This is a genomic window from Embleya scabrispora, from assembly GCF_002024165.1.
Lineage (GTDB): Bacteria > Actinomycetota > Actinomycetes > Streptomycetales > Streptomycetaceae > Embleya > Embleya scabrispora_A.
This window is the reverse complement of sequence record NZ_MWQN01000004.1, coordinates 750,537-767,930: the sequence shown is the minus strand read 5'-3', so window position 1 is coordinate 767,930 and position 17,394 is coordinate 750,537. Positions and strand designations below refer to the sequence as shown.

14 protein-coding genes and 1 pseudogene are annotated in these 17,394 nt (G+C 72.3%); 8 read left to right on the top strand and 7 right to left on the bottom strand.

Annotated features, from left to right (window positions below; all coding sequences use genetic code 11):
- Window positions 1–108: 108 nt before the first annotated feature.
- Window positions 109–873: a class I SAM-dependent methyltransferase gene (locus B4N89_RS43845; RefSeq protein ID WP_078982188.1), complete on the bottom strand. Its 765-nt coding sequence runs from the start codon at window positions 871–873 to the stop codon at window positions 109–111.
- 172 nt (window positions 874–1,045) lie between these two features.
- Here B4N89_RS43845 and B4N89_RS43840 point away from each other — a divergent pair, with 172 nt between their 5' ends.
- Window positions 1,046–2,746 (top strand): DUF885 domain-containing protein, encoded by a 1,701-nt coding sequence (locus B4N89_RS43840; RefSeq protein WP_078982187.1) that lies wholly within the window; start codon window positions 1,046–1,048, stop codon window positions 2,744–2,746.
- Window positions 2,747–2,828: 82 nt separating this feature from the next.
- Here B4N89_RS43840 and B4N89_RS43835 read toward each other — a convergent pair whose 3' ends face one another.
- On the bottom strand, window positions 2,829–4,010 hold the full coding sequence (locus B4N89_RS43835; protein WP_235619338.1) for a cytochrome P450: 1,182 nt from the start codon (window positions 4,008–4,010) through the stop codon (window positions 2,829–2,831).
- Between the two features lie 306 nt (window positions 4,011–4,316).
- Window positions 4,317–5,909, bottom strand: coding sequence for an amidase family protein (locus tag B4N89_RS43830; RefSeq protein ID WP_078982185.1), 1,593 nt, complete (start codon window positions 5,907–5,909; stop codon window positions 4,317–4,319).
- A gap of 211 nt (window positions 5,910–6,120) precedes the next feature.
- Here B4N89_RS43830 and B4N89_RS43825 point away from each other — a divergent pair, with 211 nt between their 5' ends.
- A complete protein-coding gene (locus B4N89_RS43825) occupies window positions 6,121–6,978 on the top strand; it encodes an oxidoreductase (protein ID WP_201261173.1) in 858 nt (285 codons plus the stop codon).
- Window positions 6,979–7,018: 40 nt separating this feature from the next.
- On the opposite strand, the gene B4N89_RS43820 is transcribed toward B4N89_RS43825, so the two are convergent.
- Entirely contained in the window at window positions 7,019–7,570 is a 552-nt protein-coding gene (locus B4N89_RS43820) for a GNAT family N-acetyltransferase (protein WP_078982184.1), read from the bottom strand.
- 243 nt (window positions 7,571–7,813) lie between these two features.
- On the opposite strand from B4N89_RS43820, the gene B4N89_RS43815 reads away from it, so the two are divergent.
- Window positions 7,814–8,635: an alpha/beta fold hydrolase gene (locus tag B4N89_RS43815; RefSeq protein WP_078982183.1), complete on the top strand. Its 822-nt coding sequence runs from the start codon at window positions 7,814–7,816 to the stop codon at window positions 8,633–8,635.
- 159 nt (window positions 8,636–8,794) lie between these two features.
- On the opposite strand, the gene B4N89_RS43810 is transcribed toward B4N89_RS43815, so the two are convergent.
- On the bottom strand, window positions 8,795–9,958 hold the full coding sequence (locus B4N89_RS43810; RefSeq protein WP_078982182.1) for a cytochrome P450: 1,164 nt from the start codon (window positions 9,956–9,958) through the stop codon (window positions 8,795–8,797).
- Window positions 9,959–10,253: 295 nt separating this feature from the next.
- Between B4N89_RS43810 and B4N89_RS43805 the strand changes: the two genes are divergently transcribed.
- Complete coding sequence (locus B4N89_RS43805; protein ID WP_101897580.1) at window positions 10,254–10,670, top strand: nuclear transport factor 2 family protein; 417 nt, start codon at window positions 10,254–10,256, stop codon at window positions 10,668–10,670.
- Window positions 10,671–10,740: 70 nt separating this feature from the next.
- Here B4N89_RS43805 and B4N89_RS43800 read toward each other — a convergent pair whose 3' ends face one another.
- Both B4N89_RS43800 and B4N89_RS43795 read right to left on the bottom strand, forming a co-directional pair.
- On the bottom strand, window positions 10,741–11,823 hold the full coding sequence (locus tag B4N89_RS43800) for a MerR family transcriptional regulator (RefSeq protein WP_078982180.1): 1,083 nt from the start codon (window positions 11,821–11,823) through the stop codon (window positions 10,741–10,743).
- 106 nt (window positions 11,824–11,929) lie between these two features.
- Entirely contained in the window at window positions 11,930–12,328 is a 399-nt protein-coding gene (locus B4N89_RS43795; RefSeq protein ID WP_078982179.1) for a VOC family protein, read from the bottom strand.
- 275 nt (window positions 12,329–12,603) lie between these two features.
- Between B4N89_RS43795 and B4N89_RS43790 the strand changes: the two genes are divergently transcribed.
- The 4 genes and pseudogenes from B4N89_RS43790 to pucD all read left to right on the top strand — a co-directional run bounded on the left by B4N89_RS43790 (window position 12,604) and on the right by pucD (window position 17,383).
- On the top strand, window positions 12,604–13,548 hold the full coding sequence (locus B4N89_RS43790; protein WP_078982420.1) for an endonuclease/exonuclease/phosphatase family protein: 945 nt from the start codon (window positions 12,604–12,606) through the stop codon (window positions 13,546–13,548).
- A 173-nt stretch (window positions 13,549–13,721) separates the two neighbouring features.
- Window positions 13,722–14,516, top strand: a complete 795-nt coding sequence (locus tag B4N89_RS43785; RefSeq protein ID WP_101897579.1) for a DUF1206 domain-containing protein — start codon at window positions 13,722–13,724, stop codon at window positions 14,514–14,516.
- 89 nt (window positions 14,517–14,605) lie between these two features.
- Window positions 14,606–14,928 (top strand): annotated as a pseudogene (locus tag B4N89_RS52345) (DUF5701 family protein); the annotation flags it as partial.
- Window positions 14,929–15,058: 130 nt separating this feature from the next.
- Complete coding sequence (pucD, locus tag B4N89_RS43775) at window positions 15,059–17,383, top strand: xanthine dehydrogenase subunit D (protein WP_078982176.1); 2,325 nt, start codon at window positions 15,059–15,061, stop codon at window positions 17,381–17,383.
- Window positions 17,384–17,394 lie beyond the last annotated feature (11 nt).

Sequence of the window (17,394 nt, the reverse complement as noted above, 5' to 3'; positions counted from 1 at the left end):
TGGGCCCGACCCAAGCGGCCGGGCCCACTCCCCGCGCGACCCTGCACACGATGCCCCCGGCGCGCCCGGCGACCGACCCGAACCGGCCGGAGAATCACGGCGGTTCCCTCACGCGCGAGCGAACACCGCGATGTCGTAGCGCTCCGGCACCGGCCGGGGCGTGTCCTCGGGTTCGGCGGCGGCGTCGATCGCCAGGCGGCGCAGGCCCTCGTCGTACTCGGCGGCGGTCAGGTGGGTGAACTTCGATTGCGGTCGTGTGGTCATCCGCGCGTGGAACTCGCGCAGGCTCGCGGTGACCGGCTGCACGAGGGAGCCGATCTCGCGAACCGCGAACCCGCAGGCGGTGAAGTCGGCCACGACCTCCTCCCTTCCGGGGAAGCGCTGTTCGTCGCTGTCCCGCAGGCGGGGCCAGTAGTGGTAGACGAGCGCGTCCAGGCGCTCGCGGAAGGTCGTACGGATCACCACGACACCGTCGGGCCGCAGGACGCGCGCCAACTCGCGGGCACAGGCGCGGCGATCCGGCAGGTGGTGCACGACGCGCGAGAGCAGGGCGAGATCGAACAGTCCCTCGCGCGTGGGCACCGCGTCCGCGCAGCCGCCGACGTAGCGCACCCGGGGGTGGGCGTTGTACCGCACGGCCTCACCGAGCATGGCCACCGAGGGATCGACCCCGACCACGAGCGACGCCCGCCCCCACTCCGCCAACGCCGCACAGAACATTCCGGTCCCCGCCCCGATCTCGACCACCACCGGCGCCGGCCGAGGCGCAAACCCCCCGATCACCTCCGCCCAGACCCGAAGCGCCCCCGCGGGCATCTCGTTCCCGACCTGATAGGCCCCGGCCAACCGCACATCGTCATAAACCCGCCCCATCCCCCAATCCTCCCCACCCGAACACCCGCCGACACGACCCCTGGGCCGAGCGGCATGAACGGGCAGGGCTCGGTCGGGGGCCATGTTCGGGATTCGGTGCGGGTGTCGGGTTGGGGGAGGTGGTGGGGGAACGGGCGTGACGTGGGGGTTGTCGGCGTATGAGGATGGGGGCATGTCAGTCAACAGTGTTCCGCTTCCGCGTCAGGTCGCCGACTCCTATGTCGACGAACTCGTTGTGCTCGATCCGGTGATGGGGACGTTTCTCGGTGTTGCGGAGTGTTCCGGGCGGTTGCCCGATCTTTCTCCCGATGGGCAGGAGGCGCGGGCCGCGTTGGCGCGGGCCACGCTTGCCGCGCTGGGCGAGGCCGAGCGGCGGGACGGGGCGGAGGTGGAGGTCGAGCGGCGGTGTGCCCGGTTGTTGCGCGAGCGGTTGACGGCCGAGCTGGCCGTGCACGAGAGCGGGGAGGGGCTGCGGACCGTCGGGAACATGGGCACGCCGATGCACTTCGTGCGTGAGGTGTTCACCGTGACGCCCGCGGAGACGGACGAGGACTGGGCCGCGATCGGCCGGCGGCTGGGTGCGGTCTCGCACGCGCTTGCGGGCTACCGGGAGTCGCTGGAGCTGGGCCTGGAGCGCAAGTTGTACGCGGCGCCCCGCCCGACCGGGGCGTGTATCGACCAGCTCGGCGAGTGGGCCGACACCGACGGCAACGGACGCGGCTGGTTCGAGGACTTCGCCGCCGCCGGCCCCCAGGCCCTGCGCGCCGAACTCGACGAGGCCGCACGCGCCGCGACCGCCGCGGTGGTGGAGCTGCGCGAGTGGATGCGCGACGTGTACGCCCCCGCCGTCGCCGACGCCCCCGAGGTCGTCGGGCGCGAGCGGTACGCCGTGTGGTCGCGGTACTTCAACGGCGCCGACCTCGACCTCGACGAGGCCTACGCCTACGGCTGGTCGGAGTACCACCGCCTCCTCGGCGAGATGCGCCGCGAGGCGGAGAAGGTCCTGCCCGGCGCCGCCACGCCGTGGGTGGCGCTCGCGCACCTGGACGAGCACGGTACGCACATCGAGGGCGTCGACGAGGTGCGGGCCTGGCTGCAGGCCCTGATGGACGAGGCGATCGAGCACCTCGACGGCACCCACTTCGACCTCGCCGAGCGGGTGCGCCGCGTCGAGTCGTGCATCGCCCCGCCGGGCAGCGCCGCCGCGCCGTACTACACGCAGCCGTCCGAGGACTTCAGCCGCCCCGGCCGGACCTGGCTGCCGACGATGGGTCGCGACCGGTTCCCCGTGTACAACCTCGTGTCCACCTGGTATCACGAGGGCGTCCCCGGACACCACCTCCAGCTCGCCCAGTGGGCGCACATCGCCGGCGACCTGTCCCGCTACCAGGCCACCGTCGGGGTGGTCAGCGCCAACGCCGAGGGCTGGGCGCTGTACGCGGAACGCCTCATGGACGAACTGGGCTTCCTCACCGACGCCGAACGGCGCCTGGGCTACCTCGACGCGCAGATGATGCGCGCCGCGCGGGTGATCGTCGACATCGGCATGCACCTGGAACTGGAGATCCCGGCCGACGCGCCGTTCCATCCCGGCGAGCGCTGGACGCCGGACCTGGCGCAGGAGTTCTTCGGCGCGAACAGCGGCCTCCCCGACGCCTTCGTGGACAGCGAACTCACCCGCTACCTGACCATGCCCGGCCAGGCGATCGGCTACAAGCTCGGCGAACGCGCCTGGCTGCTGGGCCGGGAGAACGCCCGACGGGCGCAGGGCGCGGCGTTCGACCTGAAGGCGTGGCACATGAGCGCGCTGTCGCAGGGGTCGTTGGGTCTCGACGACCTGACCGACGAACTCTCCGCGATTCCCGCGCCGTAGCCCGAACCCGTGCGCGGATTCCGACCGGATGGGCGGTACCGGTCGGGATCCGCGGTGGGCGGGCGGATCGTGGTGGGGCGCGCTACGCGGCGACGAGCGGGAGGGTGTGCAGGCCGCGCAGGATGTTGTGGACCCGCCGGGTGGGCGCCCGGTCGGGCGCGGCGGCAAGGGTGTGGAAGCGGGCGCCCAGGGCGGTGAGCACCGCGTCGAGTTCGAGGACGGCCAGGTGGTTGCCGGCGCACTGGTGCACGCCGAGGCCGAGCGCGAGGTGGTCGCGGCTGTCGGGGCGGGTGACGTCGAACGTGTCGGCGGTCGGGCCCCATTTGGCGCGGTCGCGGCCCGCCGAGCCGTAGAGCAGGAGGAGTTGTTCGCCGGCGGGGACGACGGTGTCGCCGATCCGGATGTCGCGGCCGGCGCGGCGGCCGAACCACTGGATCGGGGCCTCCATCCGCAGCGCCTCGGCGAAGACCGCGTCGCCCGGGACGGCGCGCTCGCGGACCAGGCGCCACTGCGCGGGGTGCCCGGCCAACAGGTGCAGGGCGGTGGTGACGGCGTGGATGGTGGTGTCCATGCCGGCGACGGTGTAGGAGAGCATCAGCGGGACGGCCTGGGATTCGTCGATGTCGCCCCGGTCGGCCGCGGCGTGGATGGCGCCGAGCCAACTGTCCGGCGCCACCCGCCCCCGCGCGGCGAAGCGGTCGAGGTAGGCGAACATCTCCTCGGCGCGCGGGAACGCGGCCCGGGTACGCGCGCTGTCGGGGCCGAAGGTGTCGAACGTCGCGTCGGCGAGGTCGAGCAGCCGGGCGCGGTCCCGGTCGGGTAAACCCATCAGGCGCATGACCGTGCCGGAGACGAACGGTGCGGCCAGGTCGGCCACGCCGTCGAACACCTCGCCGCTCGGAAGAGCGTCGACCAGAGCGCGGGCGTGCGCGTGGATGCCGGCGGTGAGGGATTTCAGCGCCCTGGGCGCGAGTTGGCGCGAGAGCACCCGGCGCAGGCGCACGTGGGCGGCCCCGTCGGTGCCCACCACGGTGTCGGTCAGGACCCGCTCGTTGACCTCGTCGGTCAGGGCCAGGGCCCGTTCGCTGGAGTAGGTGATCGGGTCGCGGAGCGCGTCGGCGACGCCCGCGTGGCGGGGCAGGGCCCAGACGCCGTGCGCGTCGAGCCGTACGACGGCGCCGAGTTCGCGCAGCCGGGCGTAGGTCGGGTAGGGGTCGGCGAGGACGGCGTCGTCGAAGAGATCGATCCCGGAGGAGACGTGCACGATGGCCCTTTCGTCGCGAGGCCGGCGCCCGCGTGTGGTGCGACCGCCGCCGACGGTGATCGGAAGGCAGGGCGGCCATGATCGGCCGAGCCCCGACCCCGGTCAAGGGCGCACGGACGCACGAACGGCGCAGACGAGCGCCCCATGCGGACCCGGCCCCTCCGGGGTGTCCGGGGATCGCGAGGCGCCCGTCCGCCATGGTGTCGCCGGTCGGCGCGACGCCGCCTTCGGGCGGCGGGAGTTCGGATCGGGCGAGGCGACGGGCCCGGCCGGAACCGATGGTTCGGTCGGGCCCGTCGCAGCGGGTCAGGAGCCGATGGTCGGCAGGTAGCGCGGGGCGCGCCAGGCGTGCAGGTGATGTTCGATCGAGGCGCCCAGGGACAGGAGTTCGCCGTCGCGCAGGTTGCCGGTCATCAGGAGCAGGCCGACCGGCAGTTCGCCGACGAAGCCGGCCGGTACCGACATCGACGGGTATCCGGACACGGCGGCGGGGGTCGAGGACGGGATCACGTCGTTGTCGCCGCGTACACAATCGGTGGTCCAGGCGGGCGGGTTGGTCGGCGAGGCGATGGCGTCGAGCCGTTCGGCGGCCAGTGTCTCGTCGATCGAGCGGCGGGACAGATCCTTCAACTCGGCGCGCATCGCCCGGTAACGCGGGTCGGTGGTGGGCGGCGCGACCAGGGCCTGTTCGAACAGCTCCTGACCGGCGAAGCAGGTCTGCTCGGCCGGGTGGGTGCGGTTGAACTCGATCAGCTCCGCGAGATCGCGCGGGCCCTTGCGGGTGGCGAGGTAGGCGTCGATGTCGCGGTGGAACTCGCTGAGCAGGGCCGGGAATTCCAGTTCGGCGATGCGCTCCTGGTAGGGGAGCTTCACCTCGACCACCTCGGCGCCCGCCGCGCGCAGGCGCGCCGCGGTGCGGGTCATCAGGGCGTCCACGTCCGGGCCGAGCGTCGGCAGGCGCCACAGGCCGACGCGCTTGCCGCGCAGGCCGTCGGGGCGGGCGGAGGCCGCGGCGAGGTCGAACGGGTCGCCCGGGCGCGATCCCCGGCCCTCGGCGAGCACCGCGAGGGTCAGCGCGGCGTCGGTGACGTTGCGGGCCATGGGTCCCGCGGTGTCCTGCTCGGCGGAGATCGGCACCACGCCGGACGAGCTGACCACGCCCAGGCTGGGTTTGACGCCGACCACGCCGTTCGCCCCGGACGGGCACACGATCGAGCCGTCGGTCTCGGTGCCGATCGCCACCTGCGACAACGACGCGGCCAGCGCGGCGCCCGAACCGGCCGACGAGCCGCAGGGGTTGCGGTCCAGGACGTACGGGTTGCGGGTCTGGCCGCCCACCGCCGACCAGCCCGACGTCGGCTTGGCGCCGCGGAAGTTGGCCCATTCGGACAGGTTGGTCTTGCCGAGGATCACCGCACCCGCCGCGCGCAGCCGGGTCACCAGTACCGCGTCGGCGTCGGGCGGGCTGCCGGCCAGTGCCGTCGAGCCGGCGGTGGTCGGCAGGTCGCGGGTGTCCACGTTGTCCTTGAGCAGGACGGGAATGCCGTCGAGCGGGCCCCGGCTCTGCCCGCGCCGGTACCGGGCGTCGCTGGCGGCGGCCTGGCGCAGCGCGGTCGGGTCGGTGCGCAACACCGCCTTGATCGTGGGATCGACGGTCTTGATCCGCCACAGGTAGGCGCCGGTGAGCGCGGTCGAGGTCAACGATCCGCGTGCCATGCGGGTTTGTAATTCCGGGATGGTCACGGTGTCGAGGTCGATGCCCAACCTCGGCGGCGCGCCCGCCGCCGACGGTGCGCCGTCCGGGCCGGCGGCGGCGTCCGCGTGGGCGCCCGGCGCGCCGGCGAACAGGCAGCCGACGACCAGGGCGGTGACCAGTGGGGGAACTCGTTTTTTCGTCATGGGAAAGACCATGGGAGCCATCGCACTACACGGCCGACGTCCGACACAAGCGGCGCCGATGTCGACGCGCTGAGATCCCGGAGGGGGTTTGGGAATGATTGAGGAGCATTTCGAGAGGCTTGGTTCCGAAGGCGGAGGGGACGAACAGGGCCGATGGGAGCCCTGTGGCAAACATCGGCAAGTGGTTTCGAGGGCCGTTAGGGTGTCGCCCGTGATCACAGAGCGATGGACCTTGGGCGGCGATACGAGCGTCGCCAGGATCGGCTACGGAGCGATGCGGTTGACCGGGTGGCCGAAGGGCGAACCACCCTCCAGGGAAACGGCGTTGGCGATTTTGCGGCGGGCCGTGGAGCTGGGCGTGAACCACATCGACACGTCCCACTACTACGCGCGCGACGGGATCGCGGCCAACGAGCTGATCCGGGAGGCGCTGCACCCCTACCCCGACGACCTGGTCATCGTGACCAAGGTCGGCGCACTGGTCGAAGGCGCGGACGTCGCCCGGCCGGCGGCGGACAAGACCGGACTCACGCCCGACAACCTGCGCCGCGGCGTCGAGGCGAACCTGCGCTCGCTCGGCCTGGACCGCCTGGACGTGGTGAACCTGCGGATGGGCGACCTCGACCGGAGCCTGACCCCCCTGGCCGAGCCCCTGGAAACCCTGCTCGCGCTGCGCGAGGAGGGCCTGATCCGGCACCTGGGCGTCTCCAACGTCACCGCCGCCGAGTTCGCCCAGGCCCGGACGATCGCGCCGATCGTGTGCGTGCAAAACCTCTACAACCTGTCCCGGCGCGAGGACGACGCACTGGTCGACGCCTGCGCGGCGGCCGGCGTCGCCTACGTCCCGTACTTCCCCGTCGGCGGCTTCCAACCACTGGCGGCCGCCCGCCTGGACGCGGTGGCCGCGCGCCACGGGGCGACCGTGTCGCAGGTGGCGCTCGCGTGGCTGCTGGCCCGCTCGCCCAACATCCTGCTCATCCCCGGGACCGGCTCGCTCGCCCACCTGGAGGAGAACATCGCCGCCGGCGCGCTGCGGCTGACCGGACCGGACCTGGCCGAACTGGACTGAGCCGGCCCCGGGTCGAGGACGACGGGCGCCAACCCCCGCCCTACGGGTCGGACCGGGTCAGTGCGTACAGCACGACGTCGACCCGGCCGCCGTGCAGGCGGCCGGCGTTACGCAGGATGCCCTCCCGGTGCAGCCCTGCCTTGACGGCCGTCTTGCGCGCGGGGATGTTCCCGACGGCGGCCCGCAGTTCGAGGCGTTCGAAGCCCTGCTCGATCAGCAGCCACTGTCCGAGCGCGCGGGTGGCCCGGGCGGCGATCCCGCGTCCGCGAGCCCACGGGGCGACCCAGTAGCGCACCTCGGTGACCAGGTCGTCCCAGTCGGTGCGGCGCAGCCCGATCGCACCCAGCAGTCGGCCGTCGGCCGCGTCCCCGATCACGAAGTGGATGCCGTCGCCCGACTCGCGCCGGGTGTGCGCCGTCTTCGTACACCAGTCGACGGCCGCCTCCGCCGAGTACGGGCGCGGCAGCGGTATCCAGCGTTGGATCACCTCGTCCGTACAGGCGGTTCGGGTGTCCTCGACATCGCCGGCGGTGAACGGTCGCAGGGTGATCGGGCCCGCGGGCAGGGCCCGTTCGGGAAAGACGTCGCTCACGGACAGGATTCGCCCCCTCGTCTCGAGTCGCACGATTCTGCCGCCCGGACCGGCCACCGCGTAAGTGTCCCGCGCGGAATTCACCCGCTGCGCCCAATTCCCGAATCCCACGCCCAAGCGGCGCGGATGACAGTGTTGCTCCGTGCGGGTGACGCCGGCGTCCGGGAAGATCGGACGCGCGTTCGCGGTTCACCGCGACGCCGAACGGCGGATCCCCCATGGCCCGAGCAAGGAGACGGCGGCATGCCCCACGTACGGTTGAACGGCGCGGATCTGTACCACGAAGTCACGGGCGAGGGCGATCCGCTCGTCCTGGTCCACGGCTCCTGGACCGACCACACCGGCTGGGGGCCGGTCCTCCCGGCGCTCGCCGCCTCCCACCGCGTGCTCGTGTACGACCGCCGGGGCCACAGCCGCAGCACCGGCGGGACCGGACCGGGCAGCCGTACCCAGGACGAGGACGACCTCGCGGCACTGCTCGAACGGCTCGACCTGGGACCGGCGCACGTCGTCGGCAACTCCTTCGGCGCCTCCATCGCCCTCGGACTGGGCGCGCGCCGGCCCGAGTTGCTCCGCGGCCTGATCGCGCACGAGCCGCCGCTGTTCGCGACCGTGGCGAACGACGCGCAACTGCGGCCGCTGATGCGCGTGGCCCAGGATCGGATCGACGCGGTGGCCGAGCGGCTGAGCGCGGGCGACGACCGGGGCGGGGCGCACCTGTTCGTCGAGGAGGTCGCACTCGGACCCGGGATGTGGGAGCGGCTGCCGGACCGGGCACGCGAGACCTTCGTCGGCAACGCGGGCACGTTCCTCGACGAGCTGAACGATCCGCACTGGGACGAAATCGACTTCGCCGGCCTGTCCGCGCTCACCGTCCCCGTGCTGCTGAGCTACGGCACGACCAGCCCGCCGTGGTACGCGAAGATCGTCGGCGGACTCGCCGAAGCGATCGCACACGCGCGGATCCGCCCCCTGGACGGCGCCGGACACGTCCCCCACACGACGCACCCGGAACTGTACGCCGCGACCGTGACGGGTTTCCTGGCCCACCCGACGGCGGCGTGACCCGTCGCGTGTGATTCGGGCGAACGGCCCGCACGGCGTGGGTAATTCCGCCGAGCGGGCCGTTCGGGGCGGGCGCGGGTCAGCGCCAGGGGTCCTTCGGGTTCCAGATCAGTGGCGGCGTGTTGGTGAGAACGCGCCGGATGACGGCCATCATGGTGGTCACCTCCTCTTCGAAGCGGGCGATCGGGTCACGGACTCGGTGGTGCGGTTCAGGGTGAACGGTCGCGGCGCGGCGGCGTTGGTCACGACCGGCCGCTCCTCACCGCCGACGACGCTCAGGCGGGCGTCGTGGGCCAGCGCCGCCACCGCGTCGGTGGTCATGGTCTGGGCGATGACGGCGCCGCCGCAGACGAACGGGCCCGTGCTGAAGGGAAGATAGGGGCCGCACGCCTGCGGGTGGGCCCAGCGTTCGGGCCGGAAGAGGTCGGGCCGACTCCAGCGTCGTTCGTCGTGATGCAGGAGATAGGGGCTGACCGACAGGATCGTGCCGGGCGACAGTGCCACGCCACCGAACACGACCGCACGCGGCGTCGGGCGGCCCACCATCCAGACGAACGGACGATGCCGCGCGGCCTCGCGCACGATCCACTCGGCGGGCCACGGCCACGACTCGCCCGGCGCGCCGTGCAGACCGGCCAGCAACACGCTCCAGGCCACGGCGTAGCCGACGTTGCCCACGATCGACCGGTACAGCAACAGGTACAGCTCGGCCACGACCGGGTCCCGCGTCCGCTCGGGACAACCGCCGACGACGGCGTCGAGCAGATCGCGCGGCTCGCCCCGACCGTCGCCGCGTGCCCGGCGTTGCGCGATCTCCCGGGTCAGCGCCGCGAACAGCCTGGGACGCAGCAGCTCCGTGCGCAGCCGGCCGCGGATCGTCGGTGACCGGATCAGCAGACCGGCGCCGACGGATCGCGCCGACAGGAGCCGCAGTTCGGGTGCCGACGTCGGGTGCAGCAGCAGATCCGCCAGACATCGACGCACCAGCGCGGGGCCGGTCTCGGGCCAGCGTGCGGCCGTGGGGAGTTCGGCCACTGCCTCGGCCAAGTTCTCGCGATACTCGGGTAATCGCGGTCGGATGGTGTTGCGTACGGTGTGACCGAGCGCGATCTGGGCCGATCGCGAGGGCAACAGGTCGCCATAGAAGGTGGACAGCCCTCCGTTGAATTCCGGATCGCGCAGCACCATCAGGGCCAGGTCCGAGTCGCCCACGCACCAACCGCCCCAGGGCAGTCGGAAGACGTCCGTGACACGAGCGCGGGACAGGCCGTCGAGGAACCCCAACGGATCCCGGTGGAACCGACGCAGATCTCCCCTACCCATCGAGCGGTCTCCCCCTCCGGCAGGCGGCTGTCGGGTACGGCGGACGCGCGCGTCCGCCCGCCCCCGCGACAGGACCGGCGACCTCACGTCAGTATCGGCCGCCCCCTGCCGCCGAACAAGGCGGCAATCCAGCCGAATCGCCTCACCCGCGACACCGCCACCGCAGGGGTGATCGGCCGCGAAAACCGGGTCTCGACGGGCCGCGTTTGTGATGAGGTGGTCCGTATCCGCGTCCGCGTTTGTATCCACCTCCATATCCACGTCCACGTCCACGTCCACGTTCAAGGAGGTTGTGGTGTCCGCAACGCCGCAGGAGATCTTCGGTAGGTACATCCACTCGGGAACCGTGACCCGCAACGCCGACGCCCTCGCCGAGTGTTTCACCGAGGACGGCGTCTTCGAGGCCCCGCTCGTCCCCGCCGGCGCCGGCTTCCCCAGGCGGCTGGTGGGCCGAGCGCAGATCCGCAGTGCGATGGCGGCCCACTACGAGCGGCAGGCGAAGACCGACGGACCGACACCCAACTTCGAGAAGTCCGGTTACGTCCTGCACATCACCTCCGACCCCGACGTCTTCATCGCCGAGATCGACTCGGTCTTCGACGGCGAGGACGGCGAGGCGGATACGGCGGTGTGCCTGGTGCAGATCTTCCGCGTCCGGGACGGCAGGATCGCCCGGCTGCGCGACTACTTCGCCCCGGCCCTGGTGGAGTGAGCCCCGCCGCACCGATCCCGCCGCACCGATCCCGCCGTACTGATCCCGCCGCATCGATCGCGGCCGCCGGCTACGCCTGTTCGCGCGGGTCGACGACGTCGGCGACGACGCAGCTGACGTTGTCGGGGCTGCCGAAGTCGTGCGCGAGGGCGACGAGTTCGCGGACGGCGCAGCCGGGGTCGGGGGCGTCGGCGAGTACCCGGTGGATCTCCTCCGGCGGCACGATCGTCGACAGGCCGTCGGAGCAGAGCAGGTATCGGTCGCCCCTGCGGGCGTCCCGCAGCCGCAGATCGGGGGTGGCGTCGGTGCCGTGGCCCAGGGCCTTGAGCAGCAGTGACCGCTGCGGATGGGAGGCGCCCTCCTCCGGGGTGATGCGACCCTCGTCGACCATCGACCGCACGATGGTGTGGTCCTGTGTGACCTGGAACAGCTCCGCGTCGCGCCGCAGGTAGGCGCGGGAGTCGCCGATGTGGACCAGGGCCAGGTGCGCGCCGGTCCACAGCATCGCGGTCAGGGTCGTGCCGCCGGCCTCGGGCGAGTCGCTGCCGGTGACGCCCTGCACGGCCCGCTTCGCCTGTTCGACGGCGTCCTCGAGCACGTTGAGCAGGCCGTCCGCCGGGATGCCGGCCGTTTCGAGGTGCTTGAGGGCGTCGACGGCGGCCGCGCCCGCTTCGGCGCCCGCCGTGCCGTAGCCGTCGGCGACGGCCAGGAGGTGGGATCCGGCGTAGGCGGTGTCCTGGTTGGTGGGGCGTACCCGGCCGGTGTCGGACAGGGCGGCGTAGCGAATGGCCAGGGGCGTGGCGGGTGCGGTCATGGCCGAATCCCTCCGGGACAGGTGGTCGACGAGGAAGCCGGCCAGATCCCGGCGCGCCACGACGTCGGCCTCGACCCCGGCCCAGAACGCCCGGACCTCCCGGGCGGCGGGACCGGGTTCCAGCTCGCAGACGTGCCGGATCCGGGACAGTGGCATGCCCAGTCGGCGCAGCCAGGCGACCAGCCGGGCCCGGTCCAGTTGTTCCGGCGCGTACAGGCGGTATCCCGTCACCGGATCGACGCGCGCCGGTGTCAGCAGGCCCAGTTCGTCGTAGAGGCGCAGCGCCTTGGGCGACAGTCGGGATGCCTTGGCGAACGCCCCGATGGTCGACAATTCCATGCCGGCTCTTCTCCTCGTACCGGGCCCGTTGCCCGGCTCCACCGATGGTGTGGCCTGCCCCGGGGGGAAGGTCAACCGAGGGCCGGCCGAGCGTCGACGTTCGCCGTCAGCGGGCGAACTTCGCGATGGCGGCCGGGGTCACGGGGGTGAAGAAGTTGACGAGGTTGCCGTCGGGGTCGCGGAACAGGAGCGCGCGGTTGCCCCACGGCATCGTGGTCGGCTCGTTGACGAAGTCGGTCACGACTCCGGTCAGGTCTCGGTGGACGGCGTCCACGTCGTCGACGAGGAATTCGATGACGACGCTGCGGTTGTCGCCCGCGCGGGCGGAGCCGGGGGCGAACAGGGGGACCGTGCGGGTGCTGCCGATCGCGAGGGTGGTCGAGCCGATGCCCAGCTCGGCGAAGTCTTCGGTGAACCGGGTGGCCGGCGCGCCGGTGACTTGCTCGTAGAAGTCGACGAGGCGGTCGACGTCGTCGGTGATGATGCGGATCGAGACGAGGTTCACGGGATTCTCCTGAGAGGGGTCGACGCCGCCGCCGGGTGTCGGTCGGTGCCTTCGAAGACGCACGCTACGGGTGATAGCGGACGGAATCCGTCCGGTATCGGCGAGACACGGCCGTGCCGCTCGGCCTGGTCGCGGCGCGGCGTCGGCCGGGGCGTCCGGGTGAAACGGTGGCGGGTGTGCGGGGATTCGGCGGGACGCGCAGGCGTATCGCGCGGAGACTGGGTGCGACCGGGCGTACGCGCGGCATGCCGGACAGCGGGAGGTGCCCCATGCGGGTGACGTTGGCGACGTGGAACCTCGAGAACCTGTTCCTGCCGGGGGAGCAGGACGGCCCGAAGACGCAAGCCGAGTTCGACGCGAAGCAGGACTCGCTCGCGGCCACGATCGAGCGGCTGAAGCCGGACCTGCTCGGGGTGCAGGAGGTCGGCAACCCGGACGCGCTGCACGACCTCGTCGGCCGCCTGGACGGGACGTGGCACACCGAGGTGTCCGCGCACCCGGACGGCCGGCGGATCCGGGTGGGGTTCCTCAGCCGCCACCCGCTCACGGTGACCGCCGATGTCACCGCCTTCCCCAGCCAGTTCACCCCGTTGCAGACCGCGGACACCGGGGCACCGCTGAACGCGATGGGTCGCGGCGGGCTCGCGGTCGCCCTCGAACCGGTGCCAGGGCGGACGCTGCACGCGGCGGTGTGCCACCTGAAGTCGAAGCTGCTGACCTATCCGGGGAATCGGCACAGCCCGAAGAACGAGAGCGAACGCGCCCGCTACGCGGCGTACGCGCTGTGGCGGCGCGGCGCCGAGGCGACCACGATGCGTGCCCTCGCCGACGAACTCCTCGGCGGCGACGGTCGCACCCGCGACGTGATCGTGATGGGCGACCTCAACGACACCCCGCTCGCCGCGACCACGCAGATCCTGTACGGCCCGCCCGGATCGCAGATCGGCACCGGCGGCTTCGACCGGCCGGACAAGGGGGACGCGGCGCGGTTGTGGAACCTCGGCCTGAAGATCCCCGTGGAGCACCGGGTCTCGCGTGTCTTCGAGGGTCAGGGCGAACTGATCGACCACCTTTTGGTCAGCCACCAACTGCTGCAACGCCTCGAGGAGGTGTTCATCGGCGCCGACGGCCCCCTGCCGTCGATCAACGCTCAGCCCGTCGAACGCCAGGGCGCGGCCGGCTCCGACCACGCCCCGGTGGCCGCGCATCTGACCTTCTGAAGCCCGGCGGCGCGACGCCGCGAGATCGATCCGTCGATGCCCGGGCGGCATCGAAAGCCGGCCTCGGGGCAGGCGCGGGGAGACGGACACAGAAGGGTCTCTTCGCGATGAGGACAACGACGACCGGACTACGAAACACCGCCGTGGGGCGTTCCACGGCGGGCGGTACCGCGATGGCCGCCGCAGGGCGCGCGGGGTTCGTGGCGCGTGGCGTGGTGTACCTCCTGGTCGGCGTCCTGGCCCTGCGAATCGCCGTCGGCGATTCCGGCCGGCAGGCCGATCGGGGCGGTGCGGTGAAGGAGTTGGCCAGGCAACCGTTCGGCGGCTTCCTGGTGTGGGCACTGGGGATCGGCCTGGCCTGCATGGCGTTGTGGCGGCTGTCCGAGGCGGTGTTCGGCGCGGCGGGGCCCGGCGGGCGCGACGCCTCCACGCGGCTCGCGTCGCTGGCCCGATTCGGGTTCTACGCGTTCGTCGCCGCCTCGGTGATCGCGCTGGCCGCCGGGCGCAAGGACGGGGCCGGCGGCTCGGGCGGCTCCGAGGAGGGAGCCTCCGACAAGCAGTCCAAGGGGGCCACCGCCGAGGCGCTGGATCTGCCCGCCGGCCGCTGGCTGGTGGCCGCGGCCGGGCTCGTGGTGGTCGTCGCCGGGGTCTGGATCGCGGTACGGGCGCTGTTGCGCAAGTATCGCGACCACCTCCAGCTCGGGCGCATGTCGGCGCGCACCGAGCGGGTGGTCGACACGCTCGGCGTCGCCGGCGGGGTCAGCCGCGGTGCGGTGTTCACCGCGGCCGGGGTGTTCGTCCTGGTCGCGGCGGCCAAGTACGACCCGGACAAGGCCAAGGGCCTCGACGACACGCTGCGCACGTTCGCCGACACGCCGGCCGGTCCGCCGCTGCTCGGGGTGATCGCGGTCGGGCTCATGTTGTTCGGGGCGTTCTCGTTCGCCATGGCGCGGTGGCGAAAGGTGTGACATGTCGGGTGCTCCCGGGCCGGTCTCCCGGGAACGGCGCCGGCGGTGGGAACGTTGCGCGCGGTCGCGGCGTCGACCCCGAGCCCGTCCCCCTCGTCACCGAACCCGGGAGCGACCGAGGCGACGACATGGCCGATCGGAGCGCGGACGAGGCGCTGCCCGCCCTCACCGCGCGATCTCGCACCCCGATGGTCCTCACCGAGGGCATCCACCGGATCCGGCGACGGCCCGACGTGCCGGAGCGCAACCACTGCTCCATGACCATCGGCTCCCGGCCGCGCAAGGCCGACGGCGCTTGGACACGCGCACCCCGGTGATCCGGATCGGCAACGGCACCGGGCGCGACGGCGGCGAACGCCGCAACGCGCCCAGGGCCGGCCGGTGCTGGGCCGGGAATCGGCACACCCGGCTCGCGCTCTTGGAGGAGTCTACGGAGAGCCGGCCCCGGCCCCCGGGCCATTTCGGGTCTTCGACCGCTAACCGGGCCCACCGGAGGTGCTGTGTACTCCTCACACAGGTATCCGGACACTGGAGGCTCCCCGATGGTCGTGCCGACCTCACCAGCGCGCAGCCCGCAGGACCTCGACGAGGTGATCACCGGCGGGATCGGCGACAGCCCCCCGCGGCCGGACGGCACGCTCAAGGTGCGCGGAGAGTTCGCCTACTCCTCCGATCTGTGGGCGCCGGACATGGTGTGGGGCGCCACGCTGCGCAGCCCGCACCCCTACGCGCGGATCGTCTCGATCGACATCGGCCCGGCACTCGCCCATCCGGGCGTGTACGCGGTGCTGACCCACGAGGACGTGCCCGGCGAGAACGTCTACGGCCTCAAGGTCGCCGACACGCCGGTGCTCGCCGAGGACGTCGTGCGCTACCAGGGCGAGCCGATCGCGCTGGTGGCCGCCGACCACCCGGAGACGGCACGGCGCGCGCTGAAGAAGATCGTGGTCGACTACGAGGTGTTCGAGCCGATCACCGACCCCGAACGGGCCGCGCACGACGACACGTTGCCCAGTCTGCACCCCGGCGGCAACGTGGTGCGCCACCAGCCGATCACCCGGGGCGATCCGAACGCCCGAGCCGACGTCGTGGTGTCGGACGTGTACACCGTGGGCATGCAGGACCAGGCGTTCCTCGGACCCGAATCCGGCCTGGCCGTCCCCCACGAGGACGGCGGCGTGGACCTGTTCCTGGCCACGCAGTGGCTGCACGTGGACCGGCGGCAGACCGCGCGGGCGCTCGGACTCCCGCCGGGGAAGGTGCGGTTCACCATGTCCGGGGTCGGCGGCGCCTTCGGGGGCCGGGAGGACCTGTCGATGCAGATCCACTGCTGCATGCTGGCGCTGCACACCGGCCGCCCGGTGAAGATGGTCTACAACCGCGAGGAGTCCTTCTTCGGCCACGTGCACCGGCACCCGGCGAAGATGTACTACGAGCACGGCGCGACCGGGGACGGCAGGCTCGTCTACGTCAAGGCGCGGATGTACTTCGACGGCGGCGCGTACGCGTCCAAGACCCCCGTCGTGGTGAGCAACGCCACCTCGCTCGGCGTCGGGCCGTACGAGGTGCCCAATGTCGCGATCGAGGGATGGGGGCTGTACACCAACAACCCGCCGTGCGGCGCGATGCGCGGCCTCGGCGCGGTACAGCCCGCCTTCGCCTACGAGTCGCAGATGGACAAGCTCGCGAAGGCGTTGGGCATGGACCCGGTGCGGCTGCGCCGGATCAACGCGATCGCCGAGGGCTCGACCATGCCCACCGGTCAGGTACTGGACTACCCGGCGCCGGTCGCCGAGTTGTTGGAACGCCTGGAACGCCTGCCCCTGCCGCCGGAGCGGGACGCGGGGCCGGTGGACGTACGGGAGTTGCCGGGCGGCGGATCCAACACCACACACGGCGAGGGTGTCGTGCGCGGCGTCGGCTACAGCGTGATCATCAAGAACATCTCCTACGCGGAGGGCGCCGACGACTACTCCACGGCGCGGGTACGGCTGGAGGTCGTCGGCGGCGCCCCGATCGCGATGGTGCACACCGCGGCGGCCGAGGTCGGCCAGGGCCTGGTGACCGTGCAGCAGCAGATCGCGCGCAGTGAACTGGGCGTGGAGCGGGTGAACATCCACCCCAACGACACCGATGTCGGTGACGCGGGGTCGAGTTCGGCCTCCCGGCAGACCTACATCACCGGCGGCGCGGTCCGCGACGCGTGCCGGGCGGTGCGCGAGGTGCTCCTGGCGCGCGTCGCCCACCGGTTCGGCGAGGATCCCGCCGACCTGTCGCTGAGCCGGGGCAAGGTCGTCTCCGCGATCACGGGCGTCCTCGCCGATCTCGTCGACGTGCTCGGCGACGACGTGATCGAGGAGACCCGGGAGTTCCACCACCGGCCGACCTGGGCGATGGATCCGGTGAGCGGGCAGAGTCCTCGGGTGCACGTGCAACACGCCTTCTCCGCACACCGGGCGGTGGTGGACGTGGACACCGAACTGGGCCTGGTCAAGGTCGTGCGACTGGACTGCGCGCAGGACGTCGGCAAGGCGGTCAACCCGGACGCCGTCGTCGGACAGATCCACGGCGGCTCCGCGCAGGGCCTCGGGCTCGCCGTGATGGAGGAGATCCGGGTGCGGGACGGCCGGGTGCGCAACCCGTCGTTCACCGACTACCTGATCCCGACCATCGTGGACATGCCGCCGATGACGGTGGACGTGATCGAGCGGGCCGACCCGAACGCGCCTTACGGGGTGCGCGGTGTCGGTGAGCCACCGACGATTTCCGCCACCCCGGCGATCGTGAACGCCATCCGCGACGCGACGGGGCTGAACCTGACGCACACCCCGGTCGGCCCGGAGCACATCTGCCGCATCGAGCCGTGACGACCGCTCCG

Bases quoted from the DNA above. Each gene is read 5' to 3' on its own strand.
- B4N89_RS43785 (WP_101897579.1), top strand. From the start codon at position 13,722: ATGGCCGCCGCAGGGCGCGCGGGGTTCGTGGCGCGTGGCGTGGTGTAC.
- B4N89_RS43840 (WP_078982187.1), top strand. From the start codon at position 1,046: ATGTCAGTCAACAGTGTTCCGCTTCCGCGTCAGGTCGCCGACTCCTAT.
- B4N89_RS43810 (WP_078982182.1), bottom strand. From the start codon at position 9,958: ATGGGTAGGGGAGATCTGCGTCGGTTCCACCGGGATCCGTTGGGGTTC.
- B4N89_RS43830 (WP_078982185.1), bottom strand. From the start codon at position 5,909: ATGACGAAAAAACGAGTTCCCCCACTGGTCACCGCCCTGGTCGTCGGC.
- B4N89_RS43800 (WP_078982180.1), bottom strand. From the start codon at position 11,823: ATGGAATTGTCGACCATCGGGGCGTTCGCCAAGGCATCCCGACTGTCG.
- pucD (WP_078982176.1), top strand. From the start codon at position 15,059: ATGGTCGTGCCGACCTCACCAGCGCGCAGCCCGCAGGACCTCGACGAG.
- B4N89_RS43815 (WP_078982183.1), top strand. From the start codon at position 7,814: ATGCCCCACGTACGGTTGAACGGCGCGGATCTGTACCACGAAGTCACG.
- B4N89_RS43845 (WP_078982188.1), bottom strand. From the start codon at position 873: ATGGGGCGGGTTTATGACGATGTGCGGTTGGCCGGGGCCTATCAGGTC.